Genomic DNA, 19741 nt, shown 5'->3' with positions numbered 1-19741 from the left:
AAGTTTCACTTTACAAACTAAGTATATTACAATTCAAGAAATTCATTATCGTCTTTTTTTCTGTTATTGTCCGTTTTTATGTGTTCTAATTTCGTTATGGATACTTCATAAGCTGTTTTAGTTTCATATTGATCATTTCTATTTCTTTTTTGATATTTTCTGCTTTGTATTCTGCCCCAAATTTTAACATGATCTCCTACTTCTAGCTTTTCGCAATATCTTGCATTCCTACCCCATGCTATACATGGTATATAATCCGATTTGTTATAGGACCTATTAACTGCAATAAGCATATCAGTTATTTCCCTTCCAAAAGGAGTAGTTCTATACTTCGTTTCTTTACACAAATATCCGTTTAGAAAGGCTTCATTAGGATGTCTCTGTAATTCTTCCAACTCTTCTTCACTAGGAACATTAATATCTCTCACAAATACCCTTAATAGCAATTTATTACTTGTGTCCTCATATCTATTATAAGATCGGAACTGACCATCTATAACAATATTATTTCCGATGTCCATATCGATATCATTAATAATCCTCTCCGATATTATAACAGGCAGCAAATCCTTTGTCTCACTTAATCTTGGTACTTCTAAATAGAATTCATAAAATTTTTCTCCAAATACTTCGTGGCTGAATTCTAAATTACTGTTTATTATTCCAACAACTCTAATATAATTTGACTGCATCTGTTTATCAATCATAACCTTTTTCTTCCCCCTATAATTTGTCTTATATATTTCATAATATTCAAATTTATATAATATATGCTTTTAAAATCTAAAAAATATACAATTGTATTCATTATGAAAAGTATTTTCTATAAAATATATTGCTTTGCATTACTTAAAATTACATCTGATATTTTAATATTTCCTTAGCATGTTTTAAAATCAGATTTTTCTTTATTCTGCTTCATATTTTTTCACCCTACTACATTTTACCGTTCACCCCTTCTTTGAGATATGATTACACACATCATATAATTGACAGTAATAGAGTATATTATTTGTTCGATTTTTATTGCCAACCTTATAAGTTCGATATATAATAACTGGGTATTATTTCAGAGTTTAAGTATTTGATTTACTTCGGTATCTCTACTATTGTGAAATTGTTTTAGTCGATTCAATAGACTCATAAAAAGAGTTGCTTCGCAACGCCGCTAGGGGGACCTATGTCCCCCTTCGGCGTAAAAATGCTTTATTAAAGCATTTTTACTGAGCACCCCCCTTAACGGCAAGGACGTTCCGTCCTTTGCAATCCTCGTTTTTTATTATATAGGAAAGGAGAACTTTCCTATATAATAAAAAATACATAGAATTGCAACCGATAGTTTACAGCAAGCTATTGTTAGTGGGAGAAATGCTTATCATCGTTATAGCAATCGTTTATATACTCGTAATTAACCCTAGGTACATGAATGGATAGTTTATAAAGAAAAATAAAAAAGTTTAGTTGTTTTTTAACAAAAAGAGCATTGTGTGAAAAGTCCACATTGTTTTTACTTGATATAATCTACTCAGAACAATAAAGGAGGTATAGATTATGCACGCATGGGAAGCAATTCAAAAAGCTGTAGATTTTATTGAAGAAAATTTGCAGGAAGAAATCAGCACTGAAACGTTAGCTGAAATAGTTTCTCTATCACCATTTTATTTTCAAAGATTATTTAAGAGACTGGTCAATAAGTCGGTGCAGGAATACATTAAATTGCGTCGTTTATCAAAAGCAATCGAAACATTCAATACAAATGAGAACCGGATTATAGACGTTGCATTAGACTATGGATTTTCCAGTCATGCAAACTTTACACGCGCTTTTAAGGAAACTTATGGAATTACACCAGAGGAATATAAAAAAAGCCGTCCAATGATGAATACTGTTACAAAACCGGAAATCTCTATGAATTACATTTTGATTGATGAAGGAGTTCCGCTTATTGTCGGGGATATTGTGTTAGAAATTCAAAGAAAGAATGTAACAACTTCTGAAAAATATATTGGATTTACTGCTGATGTAAATATCGCGGAACAGACCCCTGTCGGTGAAAGTACGGGTATTGATGTTCCGGGGCAACTTTGGGTAAAATTTCATAAAGAAAAAATGGCACTTTCTAATTTCATAGACTTTGATATTGAATTAGGAATGTCCTATATGGCTGAACCCGAGAAAGGGATATTTCAGTATTTTGCAGGAGCATACTTACAAAATGAGTTACACGATACAAGCAATTTTATAATTCAAGAACTACCCAAAGGTGAATATATCATTTGTAAAATAGAAGCAGAAAGTTTTGAATTGCTTGTAAAAGAAGCGTTAGACAAAGCGGGTAAATATCTGTTTGGTACATGGCTACCAAAACACCAACTTACTACTGAACCGTTTTCAGCAGAAAAGTATTATACAAATTGTGATAACGGGTATTGCATGGAAATATGGGTAAAGCCAATACAAGAAAATAGATAGTCTGTTTATACTGCACAACGGTAAATAAAAAAAACCGTTGTTGCGGCGGTAGAGTTTTAAGCGGCAAGAATTTGAAAAGTTCATAGCCCGTAATATTACAATATAGCAAAGTCGAGAAGTTTGGATTGAATTTTATTGAAAAAAAGGAGGTTGTATGATAAAATATATTATTGCATTGGACTCTTTTTTGAGATAAGAAAGGACGGTTTATTCTCTGCAAGATATTACACGAAAGACCTCAAACACAAAGAAAAGTATTTTGAAACATTGCCGCAAGCGAAAAACTGGCTTGCTGATGCAAGATATGAAGAACGGCATAATTTTATTGTCACTTCTCCCGATATGACCGTAGACAAATGGTTTACTTACTGGATTGAGAATATCGTTTGTGACCTTGCACCAAATACAATACGCAATTATCAAGAGCGTTACAAATAGAATATTCAACCTGTAATTGGAGCTATGTGCATTGTGGACGTGAAGCCCATGCACTGTAAAGCTGTCCTGTCTACTGGCGAACAGGAGAACCCGAAAAAAACAGCTCCTATGACACACACCTATACAAGTTGTGTGATTAAGCCGGTATCAAACGCTTTTGTATGCACGCTTTATGGCATACTTACGCTACACGCGCTATCGAGCGCGCGTACAGCCTAAAGTTTTACAGCAGCTATTAGGTCACGCAAGCATTAAGACAACAATGGACAGATATGTTCATGTTACAGATGAATCACTGGTGAACGCAATACGCCAATTTCAACAGAATATGCCGCCAGTTTCAAAAAAAGGGCGTAAAAAGGGCGTACAAGAAATTTAACGAAAGGCAGAAACCCTTGTAAATCAAGGCTTTCTGAATAGGTATAAGATAAAATGAAATTAGGTATAGTAGGACTTCCTAATGTAGGTAAAAGCACATTATTTAACGCAATAACATCAGCAGGAGCAGAATCAGCAAATTATCCATTTTGTACAATAGAACCAAATGTAGGCATGGTTAGCGTTCCTGATAATAGATTAGACTTTTTAACTAAAATGAGCAATTCGGGTAAAACAGTACCTGCAGTTATTGAATTTTTTGATATAGCCGGATTAGTTAAAGGAGCAAGTAAAGGTGAAGGACTTGGAAACAAATTTTTATCTCATATAAGAGAAGTTGAAGCTGTTGTTCACGTAGTTAGATGTTTTGAAGATGAAAATGTAATACATGTTGAAAGCACAGTAGATCCCAAACGTGATATAGAAATAATAGAATTAGAACTTATTTTAGCTGATTTAGAAGTAATGAGCAAAAGACTAGAAAGATTAAACAAATTAGTCAAAAATGATAAATCTTTGAAACCTGAATTAGAATTAGTACAAAAATTAGTTGATGCTTTGGAAATGGAAAAATCAGCTCGTTACTTAGAATACACTGACGAGGAATTGAAACTTCTAAAAACATTTAATTTAATTACAGCTAAGCCAGTACTATATGCTGCAAATGTTGATGAGGAATTTTTAGCAGATCCCTCATCTAATGAATTCGTAAAAATAGTTAAAGAACATGCTTCTAAAGATAATTCAGAAGTTATTGTAGTTTGCGGTAAAATTGAAGAAGAAATTTCAGTTCTTGAAGAAGAAGAAAAAAAGGAATTTTTACAAGAACTTGGACTTAAAGAATCAGGCCTTGATAAACTAATTAGAGCTAGCTATCAACTGTTAGGATTAATAAGCTTCTTTACTACAGGTCCTATAGAGTCAAAAGCTTGGACTATTAAAAAAGGAACTAAAGCTCCACAAGCAGCAGGTAAAATCCACAGTGATATTGAAAGAGGATTCATAAGAGCAGAAGTATCATCCTATGATGATGTTGTTGAATATAAAACAATGAACGCAGTAAAAGAAAAAGGTTTAATGCGCCTTGAAGGTAAAGATTATATAATGAAAGACGGAGACATTGTATTATTTAGGTTCAATGTTTAAAATCAAAATTCTCGTCATCCTTAACACTGTAGGGTATGCATTGTATGCATACCGAGGGACGCATTCAATGCGTCCCCTACAGATTAAATCAGTCACTATCCAAAATCTTTACTACCTCATTGATATCTGTAATTGGTAATGAACATTCTTTGTTCTCACAAATATAGAAAGTTGTTTTATTATTTTTCAATTTATAATCCTTAATGAATTCAATTGTATTTCCAACTTCTTTCAAATCATCATAATTAACTACTAATACTGTAGTATTAATTATGAAATTTGTTTTTAAAATATTATTTATATCTTCTAATCCTTCGTTATTATTCAATATACAAACTATCTCTTTAGTAGGATATAATTCATACATTAATGAAATCAAAGCAAATGTATATCCAGCAGGATATTCAGAAATCATATCAGTTAAAAAGGTAATCTGCTTATTAGATACTTCTTCAAGACCTATATTTCCAGTAATTTTAGCAAGTCTTATTAAATTATTAGAAGCTACAGAATTACCCGATGGTAATGCACCATCATAAACTTCTTTAGGATTATATATTAAACTTTCGCCTTCATTACTTGTCATATAAAATCCACCATTTTTACTATCCCAAAACAAATCTATCATTTTATTATTTAACTTTATAGCCCTACTTAAAAATTTAAAATTATAAGTAGCATTATACATTTCTATTAATGACCATACATAAAAAGCATAATCATCAAGTGTTCCATTTCCAATAACAGAACCCTCTCGAAATCTTACACTTATTTTATTGTTTTCATCAATTAAATTTTCATCAATAAAATTAACCGCCTTTTCAGCCGCCTTTAAATATTTTAAATCTCCAAAAGTTTTATAAGCTAATGCAAAGGCAGCTATCATCATACCATTCCATGAAGTTAATATTTTATCATCCTTATGAAGTTTTATTCGTTTCAACCTATAATCATATAATTTTATATTTAAGCTTTCAATTCTATCATCTTTTTTATAATAATCTTCGTTATTAAGTAAATTTAAAATATTTTTTCCTTCAAAGTTTCCTTCTTTAGTAATATTGTAATAATTAATAAAATATTTTCCATCTACTTCGCCTAAAACATCAATTATTTCAGTTAAAGTAAAAACATAATACTTTCCTTCTTCTCCTTCACTATCTGCATCTTGAGCTGAATAAAAACCACCGTTATCATCTGTCATTTCTCTTAATATATAATCTAATGTTTTAACAACTATATCTTTATATAAATCATTCTTAGTAATTTGAAAAGCTTCAGTTAATACAATAACTAATTGAGCATTATCATATAACATTTTTTCAAAATGTGGTACTAACCATTTATCATCAGTAGAATAACGAGAAAATCCATATCCTATATGATCAAATATTCCTCCTCTATACATGCTTTCTAATGTTTTTTCTACCATATAAAGAGCTTCATCATCATTTTCCATTTTGTAATATCTCAACAAAAACATTAAATTACTTGGTTGAGGAAATTTAGGACTACTTCCAAAGCTTCCATATTCTTCGTCAAAATTTTGTACAAAAATACTTTTTGCATCAAATATCAATTCCTTAGTCGGCATTAATTCCCTATATTCCTTTTCTTCCTGACTTTTTATTAATTCAGTAATTTGATTACCTGAATTAATTAGTTCATCGCTATTATTCTTCCATTTTGTTGCTACAATATCTAATATTTCTAACAAACCCTTCATGTTATATCGTGCTATTTTAGGTATATATGTAGCTGCAAAAAAAGGTTTTTGCTTTGGAGTCATAATTATGGTTAAAGGCCATCCTCCAGCACCAGTCATTCTTTGGGCTACATTCATATAAACTGCATCAACATCCGGACGCTCTTCCCTATCAACCTTTATTGAAATAAAGTTATTATTTAATTCCTCAGCAATTTCATCATCTTCAAACGATTCATGTGCCATAACATGACACCAATGACAAGTACTATATCCGATGCTGAGGAAGATTGGTTTGTCTTCCTTTTCAGCCTTTGAAAAAGCTTCCTCTCCCCATGGGAACCAATCAACTGGATTGTAAGCATGTTGTAATAGATAAGGCGATTTTTCATATATCATTCTATTAGGTACTGCATTATTGTTAGTCATTTTATCAACTTCCTTCATAATGTATTTCGTTTTATTATACCCAAAAAAATAAAGATACTACAAATGCCACCTTTAAAAAAAATATTCTATTGTAACTTGTTTTATTTACTCAGTAAATCAAACCATTTCAAATAGATATTTTCATGAACACTATCTTTCAAATATACAAAATTAAATTCTCGATTCACTTCAAAATTATCTAGATTTATTTTATAGAGCTCACTATTTACCAAATCTTTTTGAGCAGCTGCTTTATACATAAATGTTATCCCTAAATCCTGTGCAACAAGCTCTTTAATGGCACTCATATTTCCAATTTCAATTATACTTTTAAAATTATCTTTACTTAAATTTACCTCGTGAAGAATTTGCTCTAGAATATCACGAGTACCAGACCCTTTTTCTCTTAAAATGAGACGTTCATTCAAAAGTTCTTCTAAAGCATATTTCCCATTTTTAAGTGGCGATTTTGATGAACAAACAGAAATAAATTGTTCTTTTCTAAAAAGCTTATAACCATATTTAGATTTATCAAAAAAGCCTTCTAACAAAGCAAAAGATATTTCACCACTTTGAAGTTTTAATAATAGTGATTTGGTATTCTCTACGAACATATTAAAATGCAAATTTTTCTTTTCTTTCATTACCCTACTGATAATACTGGGCATAACAAATTCTCCGATTGTAAGTGTTGCTCCAAATGATATAGTAATATTTTCATTATGAGATATAACCATTTCTTCAATTTTCTTACTATCTGCAATCATTCTTTGAGTGTACTCATATAGTTTTTTACCTTTGCTTGTAATAGTAAGATTTTTACCACTATAAATAAAAAGCTTACCACCATAAATTTGTTCTAAATATTTAATGTGTTGCGTTACTGCAGGCTGTGTCATATGTAAATTTTCTGCTGTTTTTGTATAATTTCTAACCTTGCAAAGCTCTAAAAATGTTTTATGTCTAAAGTCTATCATTATTACCACCTATAAATTTATTTTATATGTTTATAAATAATCATAATTTCATTTTATCGATATTCTAAGATATAATCAATACAAAATTATTTTTGAGAGGTGTTAATAATGAAAACATTAAAAAAATATTCAGCTGGTATTTTATTAACAATACTTTTAGCAGTAATCGCCCTACTAATTAGTAGATTTATTCCAATGCACTTAATAAGTGGTAGTGTATTTTCTTTAATTATTGGTATGCTTTTAAATCCATTAATTTCAAAATACACTACATTTTCAACAGGAATTCAATTTGTTTCAAAACGAGTGTTAAAAATTTCTATAGTTTTAATGGGATTAACATTAAGCTTTTCGCAGGTGTTGCAAGTTGGTAAATATTCACTCATTGTTATGTGCTTTACTCTTTTTACCGCATTTGGTGGTGGTTACTTGGTTGGCAAATTATTTAATATGAATTGGAAATTATCAAGTCTTATTTCAGCAGGTACAGGAATATGTGGTGGTTCAGCAATAGCTGCTATTGCTCCAGTCATAGATTCTCAAGACAAAGATATCGCCTATGCAATTTCAGCTACTTTTATTTTTGATGTAATTATGGTTATTTTATTTCCAATAGCAGGTCGATATTTTGGAATGAGCGATATGGGGTTTGGTTTATGGGCAGGTACTGCTGTTAATGATACTTCATCAGTAGTTGCTGCTGGCTATGCATTTTCTGATGCAGCCGGCGCTTATTCAGTAATTGTTAAACTTACAAGAACTTTATCAATCATACCAACTGTCATGATATTTTCTATAATAAACGCAAAATTAAATCAAAAAAAACAAATTATAGACAATAAATCAATTAATAAACCAAAGATTAATTTTAAAAAGATTTTTCCATATTTCATATTATTGTTTCTCTTAATGGTAGCAATAAAAAGTACAGGCATTATAAGTAACAGTATAAGTAATAGTGCTTCTAACATAAGTAAATTTTTAATGATTATGGCTCTTGGAGCAATAGGATTAAAAACAAACTTTAAAGAAGTATCCCAGTCTGGCTTTAAACCAATGATGCATGGATTTATTATTTCTACATTAGTAGTCGTGGTATCTTTTGGTGTTCAGATATTATTAGGACAACTTTAGTACCTTATACTTAGATTTAACTTAATAATATAATAAGAGTTAATTAGTTTCATTTTAACTAATTAACTCTTATTTATATCTAAATTATGTTTACAAAATTCGTCATTTATGATAATATTTAATAAATTAATATTAAATACTATTGAGTTGCCACCGGGTAACTCATATAAGGTACTTAACTTTATTCCTTTAGGTCTTAGTAGGAATAGTTGTTAGGTTTTTTTTATGCTTATCTTAGGAGGAAATTTTAAATTGAATTTAATTAAGACATTTTTAAGATATGTGACAACTAATATTATAGGTATGATTGGAATTTCATGCTATATTTTGGCTGATACCTTTTTTATCTCTAAAGGATTAGGAGCAAATGGATTAACATCTCTAAATTTATCAATTTCTATTTATAGTTTTATTCATGCTACAGGACTTATGATTGGAATTGGAGCTGCTACAAGATTTTCAATTTATCGAGCAAAAAATGAACAAAACAAAGCAAATGCTACTTTTACAAACTCCATTAAAATAGGTATACTATCAGGGATACTTTTTCTTATAATTGGTTTATTTGGTTCATCAATTCTTAGCAATTTATTAGGAGCAGATAAAAATACCTTTGCTATGACAAATATCTATCTTAAAACAATTTTATCCTTTGCACCTTTTTTTATTCTTAATAACATTTTTATTTCTTTTGTTAGGAACGATGAAAATCCTAAATTATCCATGTTAGGAATGTTAATTGGAAGTTTTTCTAATATTTTTCTAGACTATATTTTTATCTTTACTTTTAAATGGGGGATGTTTGGAGCTGCATTTGCAACTGGACTAGCACCTATTATCAGTATGAGTATTCTAATGATTCATTACTTTAAAAAGAAAAATAATTTTCATATTCAAAAGTCAAAATTATCAATAAAGCAGTTAATTCATGATTGTAGTTTAGGAGTATCTTCCTTTATAGCAGAGATTACTTCAGGTATTATTCTTATTGTATTCAATTTACTTATCTTAAATCAAGCTGGAAATACCGGTGTAGCAGCATATGGTATTGTAGCTAATTTAGCATTAGTTGCAACTTCTATTTATACAGGTATTGCTCAAGGAACACAACCGATATTAAGTGAAAATTATGGACAAGGTAATAATGAAAAAATACGACAACTATTTAAATATGCAATTAGTACATCAATCTTTATTTCCGTTATAATGTATATTCTCGTTGTTATCTTCAATAAACCATTGGTAGGAATATTCAATAGAGACAATGTAGAAACCCTTTCTAAAATTGCATCAAGGGGATTGAATCTATATTTCACTGGTTTCTTCTTTGCTGGAATTAATATTATAATTTCAGCTTCATTAAGTTCCATAAACGAACCAAAACATGCATACATTATTTCAATTTTACGTAGCGGATGTATTATTGTTCCATTAGCTATATTACTATCATACTTTTTTGGTATGACTGGGATATGGATTAGTTTTCCGTTATCAGAAATAATAACATTAATTATAGGAATGTATTTTGGAAAAAATGCTCAACAAAGCCTTTAAAAATGTACTGTAATTTAAATACAACAAAATTGAAGTTTTCTTAGGATAATACTATAAAACATGTGCAAAATACTTTTAATATATTAATTTGAAAGGTGAATATATGATATCAATAGAAAGATCTTATTCATTAGTATATAAAAATATTTTAAAGGCTGTTAATCCATTAAAGAAAAGAATAATCAAAACTGAATGTATTGTTCATAAATTTATTAATAATCAGTCATTAGTAATATTAAAGAATGATGGCCATATAGATGTATATAATATTTTAAATAATTACATTAATGAAATCAATGCAGGCGCTGTTTGGGCAGACCAAGATTTAAAAAGTAGCAATCATTTTTATAATCCAAAAAAAGATAGGGGATTATATGGAAATAGTAATGCTAAGAGAGAATGTATCTTTTACTATAAAAAAGCCCTTAATGAATATTTTAATGATGATATAAAAGGAGCGATGTTTTATCTAGGTGCTGCTTGTCATTTAATTCAAGATTTAACAGTTCCCCAACATGCTAATATTGAATTGTTAAACGATCATAGAAGTTATGAAAATTGGGTAATCAAAATGTATAAACACCATGAAGAATTTAAAATTTCCAATGGAGGAATATATAATAATTCATTGAAATATTACATTCTTTATAATAGTAAACAAGCAATAAATACATATAATATGTATTCTAATATTAAAAATGAACATATGCGTTTTTATAAAATTACTTCGAAAGTTTTATTGCTAGCTCAAAAAACTACAGCAGGGTTAATGTATAAATTCTTTTATGATATACAAAAAAATAAAGCTATAAGAATTGCAAAAAGAAAAATTATGACGGAGACTGTGAAACAGTTTGTATAAAACCATTGTTTTTCAACTTGATTTATAATATACCAATTCTTAAGATAACTCCTTCTCTAATAGAAAAAGGCTGTTCTCTTGCCTCATATAATCCGGGGATTATATTTCCATTAGCAACTCAAATATCAGGTACGGACGATTCTATACACCTTAAATATTTTAAGTTTCCCCATTTTCAATTTTTAAAAACTTATGAAGCCACTAATTTAAAGTAGTTGAAGATATCAAATTGTTGTGATTTAATGTTTTTAGGTATAAAGCTTTGAATTCCAACTTTAGTTTTAACTAAAATGCTTTCTATAGCATAGCCAATGGCATAGTAAATAAACTTAGGAATGTCATAAATTCTCTTTGAACATTCCTTAAGTTCTTTAAAAAATATACTATCAGCTTTTTCAGATGTCATTATACCAATGTACCCAACAGTAATAGTTGCAAATAGATTAAAATTACGTATAGATTTTAAAGACCAAACTCTAATATCTTCAAAATCAAACTGCTGTTTTTTGAACTTAAAATATTCTTCAATACGCCATCTCGTTAAATACACTTTAGTTACTATAAGCGATATCTTTTTCTTTTCAGATGATTTTAAATTTGTAAGTAACATCATAGGAATCTGTCCAAAACCGTAAACTACTATTAAGGTTAATTCTTGTTTTGGAAATTCGCATAAACTAACAGGGATATAACTAATTTTACAGTCAATATTTTTTTTATTTTTCCCCTTGAATTTTAAACAATAATTACCTTTATACTTACTAACTACATCAAGAACATTTTGAGTTTTATCATTATAGATAACATTACGATTCATTTTTATACGTATTACAAAACGTTCTTTATTCTTAATAAAATATCTAAAATATTCATTTGCATCAAAGCCTCTATCTAATGTCCTTATGCATTTGTTTCCAAAATTTTCGCTAAGTGACTTTAAACATTTAATATTTTCATGAGTTTCACTGATAAATCCCTTTTCTTCTGCTGAAAATACTTTTTCATAAACGGGAAGAGGCATTTTTCTATTAGAAGTTAATACAGCAGCTTCGATTGTTTGGTACCCCTTTACTATTTTACCGGTACTACCGTCACGTACGTCAGCTAAAGCTTCTAACTTTTTACTGCATGGTTTTGCTATGTCTGAATTATCAACGACAATTACAGAATAATCATCTTTAATATTTTGTTTAACTATATCAACATAATTTTCCATAACCTGATCACCATCATCAAAATCATGAAGATTTCTTGACAAACGTTCAATAGTTTTTTTAAGAGTTATAGATTCTTTTAAAGAACGTGCAATTTCACTTAAATGAGTTTTATTTCCTTCGAGTAAACCGTAAATCATCTGTGTTAAGAACTTTATTTTAGGACGTTTTAAACCAGTAGAAATTTTATTTGAAAAATTTGAAATATCCCGTTTTAATTCATAAGCTAATCTGTTATAATTAATCATGCAAGAATGCTCCTTTGTTTAGTTTTTGGTTGCACATTAATTATAACATATAGGTGAGCATTTTTGCATTTTTTATTGTAAAATCAACAAATCTGTGTTTAACATTTTATTTTTTTTCTTAAATTGTGGATAACTAATATTATTTTCATTCTTTTATTTTAATCATGGTCTTGAAAAAATGGGGAAACTTAAACTTAAATATATATTGACAATGAATTATCAAAGTGTTATTATATATTTATCTCATTGACCGGTGGTCAACGAAATATATTAATCAGGAGGAGTAATAGAATGAAAAGAAAATTAAGTTTGTTTCTTTGTTTAGTCATGATATTAATTACAGTAGCAGGATGTACGCAACAGAATGAAACGCAGCCATCATCTACCGAAAATACTGACAGCACTAACAACACTACTAAAGCTATGATGGCACCGGGAACATATACTGCACAGGCCTATGGTTTCAGCATGTCCTGGCCTGATATACTTAAGGTAACAGTATCTGAAAATTCAATAGAGTCCATCGCATTTGATGAAGAATCCGGAAGCACGTCTTCCATGGTTGACGCTGTGGCAGCAGCTATGTTTCCTCGAATACTTGAAAGCCAATCTATCAAAGTAGACATGGTCAGCGGTGCAACCGTTACCAGCAATGCAGCTCGTATGGCAATTGAAGACTGTATCAAACAGGCAATTGTAGCGGCTGGCAATGAAGAATCCGCCATTGACACATTCAAAAAAGCACAAGAAAAAACTGGTGGAAGCGAAGAACTAGAAACACAGGTGTTAGTAATAGGTATGGGTGGCGGCGGCACTTATACTGCCCTTCGTGCGGCAGAAGAAGGTGCAGATGTTTTGGTTATTGAAAAGCAGGGACGCTACGGCGGCACTACTGCTCTCACCTCCGAAATACAATCCATCAATCCTCCTCGTGTAAAAGAAATTTACAATAATGGTGAAGATTTTACTGACGCAGATGCCATGTATCAAGCATGGACAGAATATACGGAAGGCGACGCCAAGCAAGAAATGTTGGACCTCTACTTCGAAAACTCAGGCCCGGCATTCGACTGGTTAGCTCTCGATCATGGTGCCAAGTTCGATTTTGACCCCAAACCAGGTTTTACGCCTGCGGATTGGTATAAAGTTAAATTCCAATGGTACCCTAATATTCCTGCTGAACACCCCGAGGCACCGACCCACGGTTATAACAAGCGTGAAATAGCTTCGTATTTCGACAAACTTGTTGAAGATTATACAAATTTAGGCGGAAAATACATGCTCGAAACAGAAGCTTATGAACTCATAACCGATGAGACCGATACAGTTGTCGGCGCCAAAGCGAAAAATCGCGTGACCGGTATCGAATACACAATCAAAGCTGACGCAGTCGTTATAGCAACAGGAGGTTTTTTAGGCAATAGAGAAATGACAAACAAATATCTTTCAGATGAATATTTTCCACTCAAGGGCGCTTGGAAAATTTACGGCTCTTATGGCAATGACGGCAAGATGATACAATCTGCCTTCGATATTGGGGCAGCACCTTATAACATAGGAATGGCTCCTGAGGTTCACATGTCCGGTTCAGATATGTTCATACCTCACAGCTACGGCTTTCCCATTAACAAGGTTGAAGGTCAGACAAGCTTTAATACAGGGAAACAAAGCGTTTGGTCAGTTGCTGACCTTCCAATGTTCCTTGGAATTACGCCCAACAGCTTGGCTGTCGATATGCAAGGAGAACGCTTCACAGCAGAAACCGGTGTAGCCATGCTAGATCCTTGGTTAGCCGGTCCTAATTTCTATAGCATCTGGAGCAGTGACCAGATTAACGACGTACGTGACAATGGATTCAAGCATTTCCTAGGTGGTGTGTCATCAGGTTTTCTTGGTTACACAGGAGAAATACCTGTAAATACACCTTTACCTGAAACGTATGATGTATTAGATGCAGGAATTGAGATGGGCTTTATCTTCAAGGCGGACACCATTGAGGAATTAGCTGAAGCCATAGATATAGATTCATCTGCTCTGAAAAATACAGTTGAAAACTACAACAATTACTGTGCAAACGGCAAGGATGAACAGTTCAATAAAGATGCGCAATTTCTCGAAGCTATTGGTGAAGGTCCTTACTATGCTGTAAAGATGGCAAGCTACTCATACAACACCTGTGCAGGGCTGGATGTAAATACCAGCTTACAGGTGCTTAACACTTCTGGTGAGCCAATTGAAGGACTTTTCTGCGTAGGTAGTGATTGTGCAGGCGTTCTTTTCACAGAGAAAAAACCATATGTAACATATGGTGGAGCAAACAACGGTTGGGTTCTCACCAGTGCATATGTTTGTGGTGAGTCTGTGGCAGATTATGTAAGCAACAGATAAAATCTATTCCATTTTACTTTTGCAACGTATGGGTTTCAACTCATACGTTGCACTTTTATAAGAACATTCTTTTCAATTAAAACTTCATTTGAAAACTTTTCGACACTCTTGTTGTTTCACAATATGTATGATAAAATAAATTTAATGAAAAGACGAAAGGATATTTTACATGAACAAAAAACCAACCAACCGCGACTTACAAGCACTTGAAACTGAACAAAAAGTAACCGACATGGCAATGAAGTTGGTGAGAGAACTTGGATATGACAGGGTAACCATTAGTCAGATATGTAAAGCCTGTGGCGTAGCCAAAGGCACATTTTATAGCTATTTTACTTCAAAAAAGGATATTCTTATTAAACTAACTTCACGATTTAACAAGGAATTGAGTCAATTGTTTATTTACGACGAAAACCTTGACGCTGTGACCCTTTACCAAAATGCGGTTACATCCTACCTTAACTATGTAAGCAAGGATGGTCATACATTTACCAAATCCTATGTAAAAGCGATGATTGATGAAGAATTGGCAACAGAAGAAAATACCTCTTTAGAGTTACAACAAAACTTTATAGATAAAGTGCTCCGCAAAGGATTACGCGATGGTGACTTTCAACTTAACATGAGCTGTGATGACTTTTTTGTACTTTTCAGCGCAGCACTCATGGGGGTTTTGACACAGTGGAGCATGAGGAAAGAAAGCGATGAATTAATCGTCATGGGACAACAAGTATTGTTTCCTCTCATTAATCTGATGAGAAAGTAAATCCAAGAATTTCACCAAAATAATAAGGTTGTTTAGAGGCGGGATAATTCTTGGAAAAGTAGGTTAAATTTTCTTTTTTCCGCCTTTTGTAAATATTAAAATAATCACAATTATAAATACAAAAATCAAAATAAATGGTGAAAACATAAAGAAAAATCCAAAGACATTGCTTATTTCCTTTTCAACCATATCCATCATTGTTACTTTATCTCTGTGATAAATGGTAAATGAGAAATCATCATCTGGTAAACTTTTTATTGAAGCTGTGTAAGTATTTCCTTCTTTATTTAATTCTATGCTACTTTCCACAACAAATGGAGATTCTTCAGGCGGAATAATCTTAATATTTAAATTTTTGAAATCATTCCAATTTTTTGCAGGATTTAAAATATAATCGTAAGTATATACAGGCTCTTTAGTTTTCCTCCTATCCATGGTTCCATCTGTTTGGTAACTTACACTTACTGTTTTCTCAGAATTTTGCGGAAATTCTACATTGTAAAACAATATTATCATTCTATTTGTACCGCCATAAGACAAAGCTTCATCATCAGAACAATACCCCAAATTGTTTGAAAATTGTTCATCCAAAACCTTTGCAAATACATTATACAATTGAATATCTGAAATATCATCATAACTTACATAAGAATTCTTTCTTATATTATCAAGCAAATTGGTTTTTACATCCTCTTCTGTTTCAGAAATTTCATATTTATATAAGCTTGTTTTTTCATTTCGAGTTCCATCGGTATATCCCTCAATAGTAAAATCAATATCGTCTCCCAAAACAAAAATATTTAAAGTACTTTGTTCCCTGCACCATCCATGTATAATTGTTTTTTCTCCTGCTCTGCTAAGACCTCGAAATCCCGTTGTAAAAATCTTCGTTTTATTATGGTCAAATGTTAAGTCAACAAAAATTTCAACACCTTCATCAGATTCCGGTGTTACTTTAATAGAATATAGTTTACCTATTTCATTTTCAGTAAAATTTTCTGCAATATAAATATCATTAGTAATTGCGTCTATTATTTCCTCAAAATCAAAATAATTTTCTTCAGTTTCCTCAGAATTTTTAAAGCCATTTTTACTTTTTACTGTTTCTCCCAAGTAAATTTCATATGGCAATTCTTCATTGTCGGCAATTATTTTAATATTATCATTTGAAGCAGATCCTAAATTCCCTATATAAGGAAATGCCATTTGTACTGATAAATCATCTGTTGTAGGATTAACCATTTCATATTCTGCAGTTACTATGCCAATGGGAGCGTAATGTTCTTCCTCACCAGAAAAATCAAATGTCAAATTTTCTTTTTTTACTTCAATGGGAGTATTCTTATCAACAGCTAATACACCAGACGAAGGAAGCCCTGTCATATATACCGGCCCAGAATTAGCAAAAACAACAGCAAACGAGAAAACTAACAAACCCACAATAATTAACTTAATTACTCTTTTCACAAAAACACCTCGCTTAGTGGGACAATGTATCAGAAGGTATAGTCCCTGAATCACATCTCTTATATTAGACTCAATTATTAGAAAATTGTTCCAATACAATTTTTAATCACTGGTGTACTTACTGCCTTCTCTTACGCTTAATTTAGACAAGTTAGAGTTATTGATAAACTCTATAAACACTCCATATTAAATGATATTCGAGAGACTCATCATTCAGTCTCAATGATTTCTTTAAATAAATCTACTGCAATTTCTATTAGTTCATCCCTAAAATCAAATTCATTGGTGTGAATATCCGGATAGTCTTCCCCGTTACCGATTCTAAAGATAGCACCTTTTGTTAATTTAGTATAATATCCAAAATCCTCCGAGCTTCTTTTGGCTTCTTTTAATTCTACTATACGGTATCCTTTATTTTTTGAGGCTTTTCTGACCTTGTCGGCACTTTCAGCGTGATTATATGTTTCAGGGAAAAAACCACCATGAGGGATATCTAAATATTCATCCATCGGAATTGCATCAAAATCTGCGCGAAATGCTATGTTTTTCTTACCTTCTTTAGCTTTGTATATAGCATAAAACCAACAACCTTTGTCCACAATTATTAAATTTGTATATTTTTTTAAAAATTCAATTAAATGTTTTTTCGTCCACACTTCATTATTAGAAACTTCAGGATGTTCATGTAGTTCATGACGCAACCCTACTGCTAAATCATAATTTTTCTTATTCATAACTATCTCCCTTTGGAATTTTAAGGACGGATCTTAAACACACTGACGTGTTCTAGCCAGGTATACCAATGTCTTCAACAACAACATCCCCTGTATATACACCCGAGTTTAGCAATCCACTTTTCATTTTATGAAAGGTAACAGTTTTATAAGCCTTAACACTTATGCCCATGGCCTTTCCTGTATCACCGTTCAACCCTGATGGAACATCAACTGCTATAATTTTTTTTGATTCTTCATTCATGATTTTAATTATATCATAATATAAACCTTCTACATTCCTATTTAATCCGATTCCAAACAAAGCATCAATTGTTAAGTCGCTTACCTTTAAATCTTCTCCAAATAAAGTTAAATCCTTTTCATTTCTTATAAAACTAATATCTGCCTGAAGATTTTCTATAATCCTTAAATTAATATTGAAATCTTCTGTACCATTTTCGGTCTTTCCTGCAATATATATTTTTACCTTTTTGTTTTTCAAAATTAAATGACGTGCAACAGTAAGTCCATCACCGCCATTATTTCCCCTGCTACATACAACTGCATAACAATCTAAACCTAAATCTATATTGTTGACAACTTTTAAAGCAGCATTTTCCATGAGTACAATACTTGGGATTCCAATTGTGTTTATAGCATAGCTGTCTGCTTCCTTCATTTGCTGGCAACTTATTACTTCCATATTAAATCTCCTATCATTTGAGTGTTCCTAAATTTAATATTTTAAAATCTTTTTTATGTTTTCCCTCATAAGCTGTTTTTCAGTCTTGTTATGAGATAATAAACTTACTAAATCTTTTTGAGCATCATCCAAGTTATCATATTCCTTTAAAACTCTGAAGTGCCAGAATTATTCACATTGCTTTGATCAGAAATTCTGTATCGGTTACCATTCAATATCCTCAGGATATTCAAAATCCTTAAGAATTATTTCACTTTTATGGCAGTTAAATCTTTTTGCTGCATCATCTATTGACTCTTTCATAGCGTAATAATCATCTTCCTCATAAAACAATGCAATTCTTTTAGATATCTTGTTGAAATTATTTTGCCTTTGTTCCTTTGTCATATGTATATATTCAACATTTATGACATCAAGATATTGGTGGTACATATTATACATTACATGGCTGTGTTCGTTCATATATCTCAACCATATACTGAATTGTCTTTCAGTTAATAATTCTTTGGCACATAATGCAAATTCAGACTGGAAGTTTCTAATTGTAGCTATGGTTTTATCCCATACGACTTTTTTATCAAGTGACATATCCGGCATATATTTCTTCTTGGTAAGCTCTTGCATTCTTAAATCAATTAAGTTATTTAATGCAAGTACCGTATAAAGCATTTCAGGATATAGACAATTGCATTTATAATAAACATTATTAGTGTTTGTTATAATTGAATGATATTTCATTTTGTACTCATCCATATTGTTGTCCATTAAAATAACTTCTCTGTCTCCTTGATAAGCATGCCTAATATCATAGCATACACCTAGTATTCTGGTTGACATTTCTACATATTCACTATTCTCTTCCGAAAATTCATCTACAGTTATTGTATAAAACGCCTCAACTAAATTATCTAAATCATAATAGTCGCCTATTATACTTATGCCTGTAAAGTTTTCAGTATTTTCTAATTTAATCATACTTTCCCTTTCTGTTTTTTTTAATATTATACCCATCTTTTCAAAGACCGTTTAAACTCTTGATGAAATGAACTCTACCAGAAATCATCAAGATAACTTATTAAGCTTTTTCGTTTGACCGGATTCCCTATAAAGATCTAATAGTCTTTATTTAACATCTTCCCGTAGA

At 31.2% G+C, this 19741-nt stretch carries 16 protein-coding genes; 8 read left to right on the top strand and 8 right to left on the bottom strand.

What is annotated here, in order from left to right:
* Positions 1-26: 26 nt before the first annotated feature.
* Positions 27-707 (bottom strand): single-stranded DNA-binding protein, encoded by a 681-nt coding sequence (locus U8307_RS13745; RefSeq protein ID WP_326908736.1) that lies wholly within the window; start codon positions 705-707, stop codon positions 27-29.
* Positions 708-1551: 844 nt separating this feature from the next.
* Here U8307_RS13745 and U8307_RS13740 point away from each other — a divergent pair.
* The 3 genes from U8307_RS13740 to ychF all read left to right on the top strand — a co-directional run bounded on the left by U8307_RS13740 (position 1552) and on the right by ychF (position 4434).
* Entirely contained in the window at positions 1552-2472 is a 921-nt protein-coding gene (locus U8307_RS13740) for an AraC family transcriptional regulator (RefSeq protein ID WP_326908733.1), read from the top strand.
* Between the two features lie 150 nt (positions 2473-2622).
* Complete coding sequence (locus U8307_RS13735; protein ID WP_326908731.1) at positions 2623-2910, top strand: hypothetical protein; 288 nt, start codon at positions 2623-2625, stop codon at positions 2908-2910.
* A gap of 432 nt (positions 2911-3342) precedes the next feature.
* Positions 3343-4434 carry a redox-regulated ATPase YchF gene (gene ychF / locus U8307_RS13730; protein WP_326908728.1) on the top strand — a complete coding sequence of 364 codons (1092 nt, stop codon included), beginning with the start codon at positions 3343-3345 and terminating at the stop codon, positions 4432-4434.
* A gap of 88 nt (positions 4435-4522) precedes the next feature.
* Here ychF and U8307_RS13725 read toward each other — a convergent pair whose 3' ends face one another.
* Positions 4523-6568, bottom strand: a complete 2046-nt coding sequence (locus tag U8307_RS13725; protein ID WP_326908725.1) for a thioredoxin domain-containing protein — start codon at positions 6566-6568, stop codon at positions 4523-4525.
* A 101-nt stretch (positions 6569-6669) separates the two neighbouring features.
* Positions 6670-7545 (bottom strand): LysR family transcriptional regulator, encoded by an 876-nt coding sequence (locus tag U8307_RS13720; protein WP_326908723.1) that lies wholly within the window; start codon positions 7543-7545, stop codon positions 6670-6672.
* Positions 7546-7653: 108 nt separating this feature from the next.
* On the opposite strand from U8307_RS13720, the gene U8307_RS13715 reads away from it, so the two are divergent.
* From U8307_RS13715 to U8307_RS13705, 3 genes are all read left to right on the top strand, one after another.
* The gene (locus tag U8307_RS13715) at positions 7654-8679 is read left to right on the top strand and encodes a YeiH family protein (RefSeq protein WP_326908721.1); all 1026 of its coding nucleotides are present in this window, start codon (positions 7654-7656) and stop codon (positions 8677-8679) included.
* A 225-nt stretch (positions 8680-8904) separates the two neighbouring features.
* Positions 8905-10233 (top strand): MATE family efflux transporter, encoded by a 1329-nt coding sequence (locus U8307_RS13710; RefSeq protein WP_442985525.1) that lies wholly within the window; start codon positions 8905-8907, stop codon positions 10231-10233.
* A gap of 103 nt (positions 10234-10336) precedes the next feature.
* On the top strand, positions 10337-11095 hold the full coding sequence (locus tag U8307_RS13705; protein WP_326908717.1) for a zinc dependent phospholipase C family protein: 759 nt from the start codon (positions 10337-10339) through the stop codon (positions 11093-11095).
* 190 nt (positions 11096-11285) lie between these two features.
* On the opposite strand, the gene U8307_RS13700 is transcribed toward U8307_RS13705, so the two are convergent.
* A complete protein-coding gene (locus U8307_RS13700) occupies positions 11286-12557 on the bottom strand; it encodes a transposase (protein WP_326907343.1) in 1272 nt (423 codons plus the stop codon).
* Positions 12558-12848: 291 nt separating this feature from the next.
* Here U8307_RS13700 and U8307_RS13695 point away from each other — a divergent pair, with 291 nt between their 5' ends.
* Both U8307_RS13695 and U8307_RS13690 read left to right on the top strand, forming a co-directional pair.
* Entirely contained in the window at positions 12849-14945 is a 2097-nt protein-coding gene (locus U8307_RS13695) for an FAD-binding protein (protein WP_326908715.1), read from the top strand.
* A gap of 169 nt (positions 14946-15114) precedes the next feature.
* Positions 15115-15711 carry a TetR/AcrR family transcriptional regulator gene (locus U8307_RS13690; protein ID WP_326908713.1) on the top strand — a complete coding sequence of 199 codons (597 nt, stop codon included), beginning with the start codon at positions 15115-15117 and terminating at the stop codon, positions 15709-15711.
* A 63-nt stretch (positions 15712-15774) separates the two neighbouring features.
* Here U8307_RS13690 and U8307_RS13685 read toward each other — a convergent pair whose 3' ends face one another.
* The 4 genes from U8307_RS13685 to U8307_RS13670 form a co-directional block, all read right to left on the bottom strand.
* Positions 15775-17178, bottom strand: a complete 1404-nt coding sequence (locus U8307_RS13685) for a hypothetical protein (protein WP_326908711.1) — start codon at positions 17176-17178, stop codon at positions 15775-15777.
* 209 nt (positions 17179-17387) lie between these two features.
* Positions 17388-17912: a hypothetical protein gene (locus U8307_RS13680; RefSeq protein ID WP_326908709.1), complete on the bottom strand. Its 525-nt coding sequence runs from the start codon at positions 17910-17912 to the stop codon at positions 17388-17390.
* A gap of 52 nt (positions 17913-17964) precedes the next feature.
* Positions 17965-18597, bottom strand: a complete 633-nt coding sequence (locus tag U8307_RS13675; RefSeq protein WP_326908707.1) for an NAD(P)H-hydrate epimerase — start codon at positions 18595-18597, stop codon at positions 17965-17967.
* A 204-nt stretch (positions 18598-18801) separates the two neighbouring features.
* Entirely contained in the window at positions 18802-19572 is a 771-nt protein-coding gene (locus U8307_RS13670; RefSeq protein WP_326908705.1) for a DUF6904 family protein, read from the bottom strand.
* Between the last annotated feature and the right edge of the window lie 169 nt (positions 19573-19741).

This window comes from Sedimentibacter sp. MB31-C6 (genome assembly GCF_035934735.1).
Taxonomy (GTDB): domain Bacteria; phylum Bacillota; class Clostridia; order Tissierellales; family Sedimentibacteraceae; genus Sedimentibacter.
Note: the sequence above shows the minus strand (reverse complement) of the source record. Positions and strands in the feature narration are given on the sequence as shown.

What these genes read in the sequence shown, in the direction of transcription:
- U8307_RS13720 (WP_326908723.1), bottom strand. Translation starts at nt 7,545, where the DNA reads ATGATAGACTTTAGACATAAAACATTTTTAGAGCTTTGCAAGGTTAGA.
- ychF (WP_326908728.1), top strand. Translation starts at nt 3,343, where the DNA reads ATGAAATTAGGTATAGTAGGACTTCCTAATGTAGGTAAAAGCACATTA.
- U8307_RS13695 (WP_326908715.1), top strand. Translation starts at nt 12,849, where the DNA reads ATGAAAAGAAAATTAAGTTTGTTTCTTTGTTTAGTCATGATATTAATT.
- U8307_RS13670 (WP_326908705.1), bottom strand. Translation starts at nt 19,572, where the DNA reads ATGATTAAATTAGAAAATACTGAAAACTTTACAGGCATAAGTATAATA.
- U8307_RS13715 (WP_326908721.1), top strand. Translation starts at nt 7,654, where the DNA reads ATGAAAACATTAAAAAAATATTCAGCTGGTATTTTATTAACAATACTT.
- U8307_RS13710 (WP_442985525.1), top strand. Translation starts at nt 8,905, where the DNA reads ATGCTTATCTTAGGAGGAAATTTTAAATTGAATTTAATTAAGACATTT.
- U8307_RS13680 (WP_326908709.1), bottom strand. Translation starts at nt 17,912, where the DNA reads ATGAATAAGAAAAATTATGATTTAGCAGTAGGGTTGCGTCATGAACTA.
- U8307_RS13700 (WP_326907343.1), bottom strand. Translation starts at nt 12,557, where the DNA reads ATGATTAATTATAACAGATTAGCTTATGAATTAAAACGGGATATTTCA.
- U8307_RS13675 (WP_326908707.1), bottom strand. Translation starts at nt 18,597, where the DNA reads ATGGAAGTAATAAGTTGCCAGCAAATGAAGGAAGCAGACAGCTATGCT.
- U8307_RS13740 (WP_326908733.1), top strand. Translation starts at nt 1,552, where the DNA reads ATGCACGCATGGGAAGCAATTCAAAAAGCTGTAGATTTTATTGAAGAA.
- U8307_RS13745 (WP_326908736.1), bottom strand. Translation starts at nt 707, where the DNA reads ATGATTGATAAACAGATGCAGTCAAATTATATTAGAGTTGTTGGAATA.
- U8307_RS13705 (WP_326908717.1), top strand. Translation starts at nt 10,337, where the DNA reads ATGATATCAATAGAAAGATCTTATTCATTAGTATATAAAAATATTTTA.
- U8307_RS13725 (WP_326908725.1), bottom strand. Translation starts at nt 6,568, where the DNA reads ATGACTAACAATAATGCAGTACCTAATAGAATGATATATGAAAAATCG.
- U8307_RS13690 (WP_326908713.1), top strand. Translation starts at nt 15,115, where the DNA reads ATGAACAAAAAACCAACCAACCGCGACTTACAAGCACTTGAAACTGAA.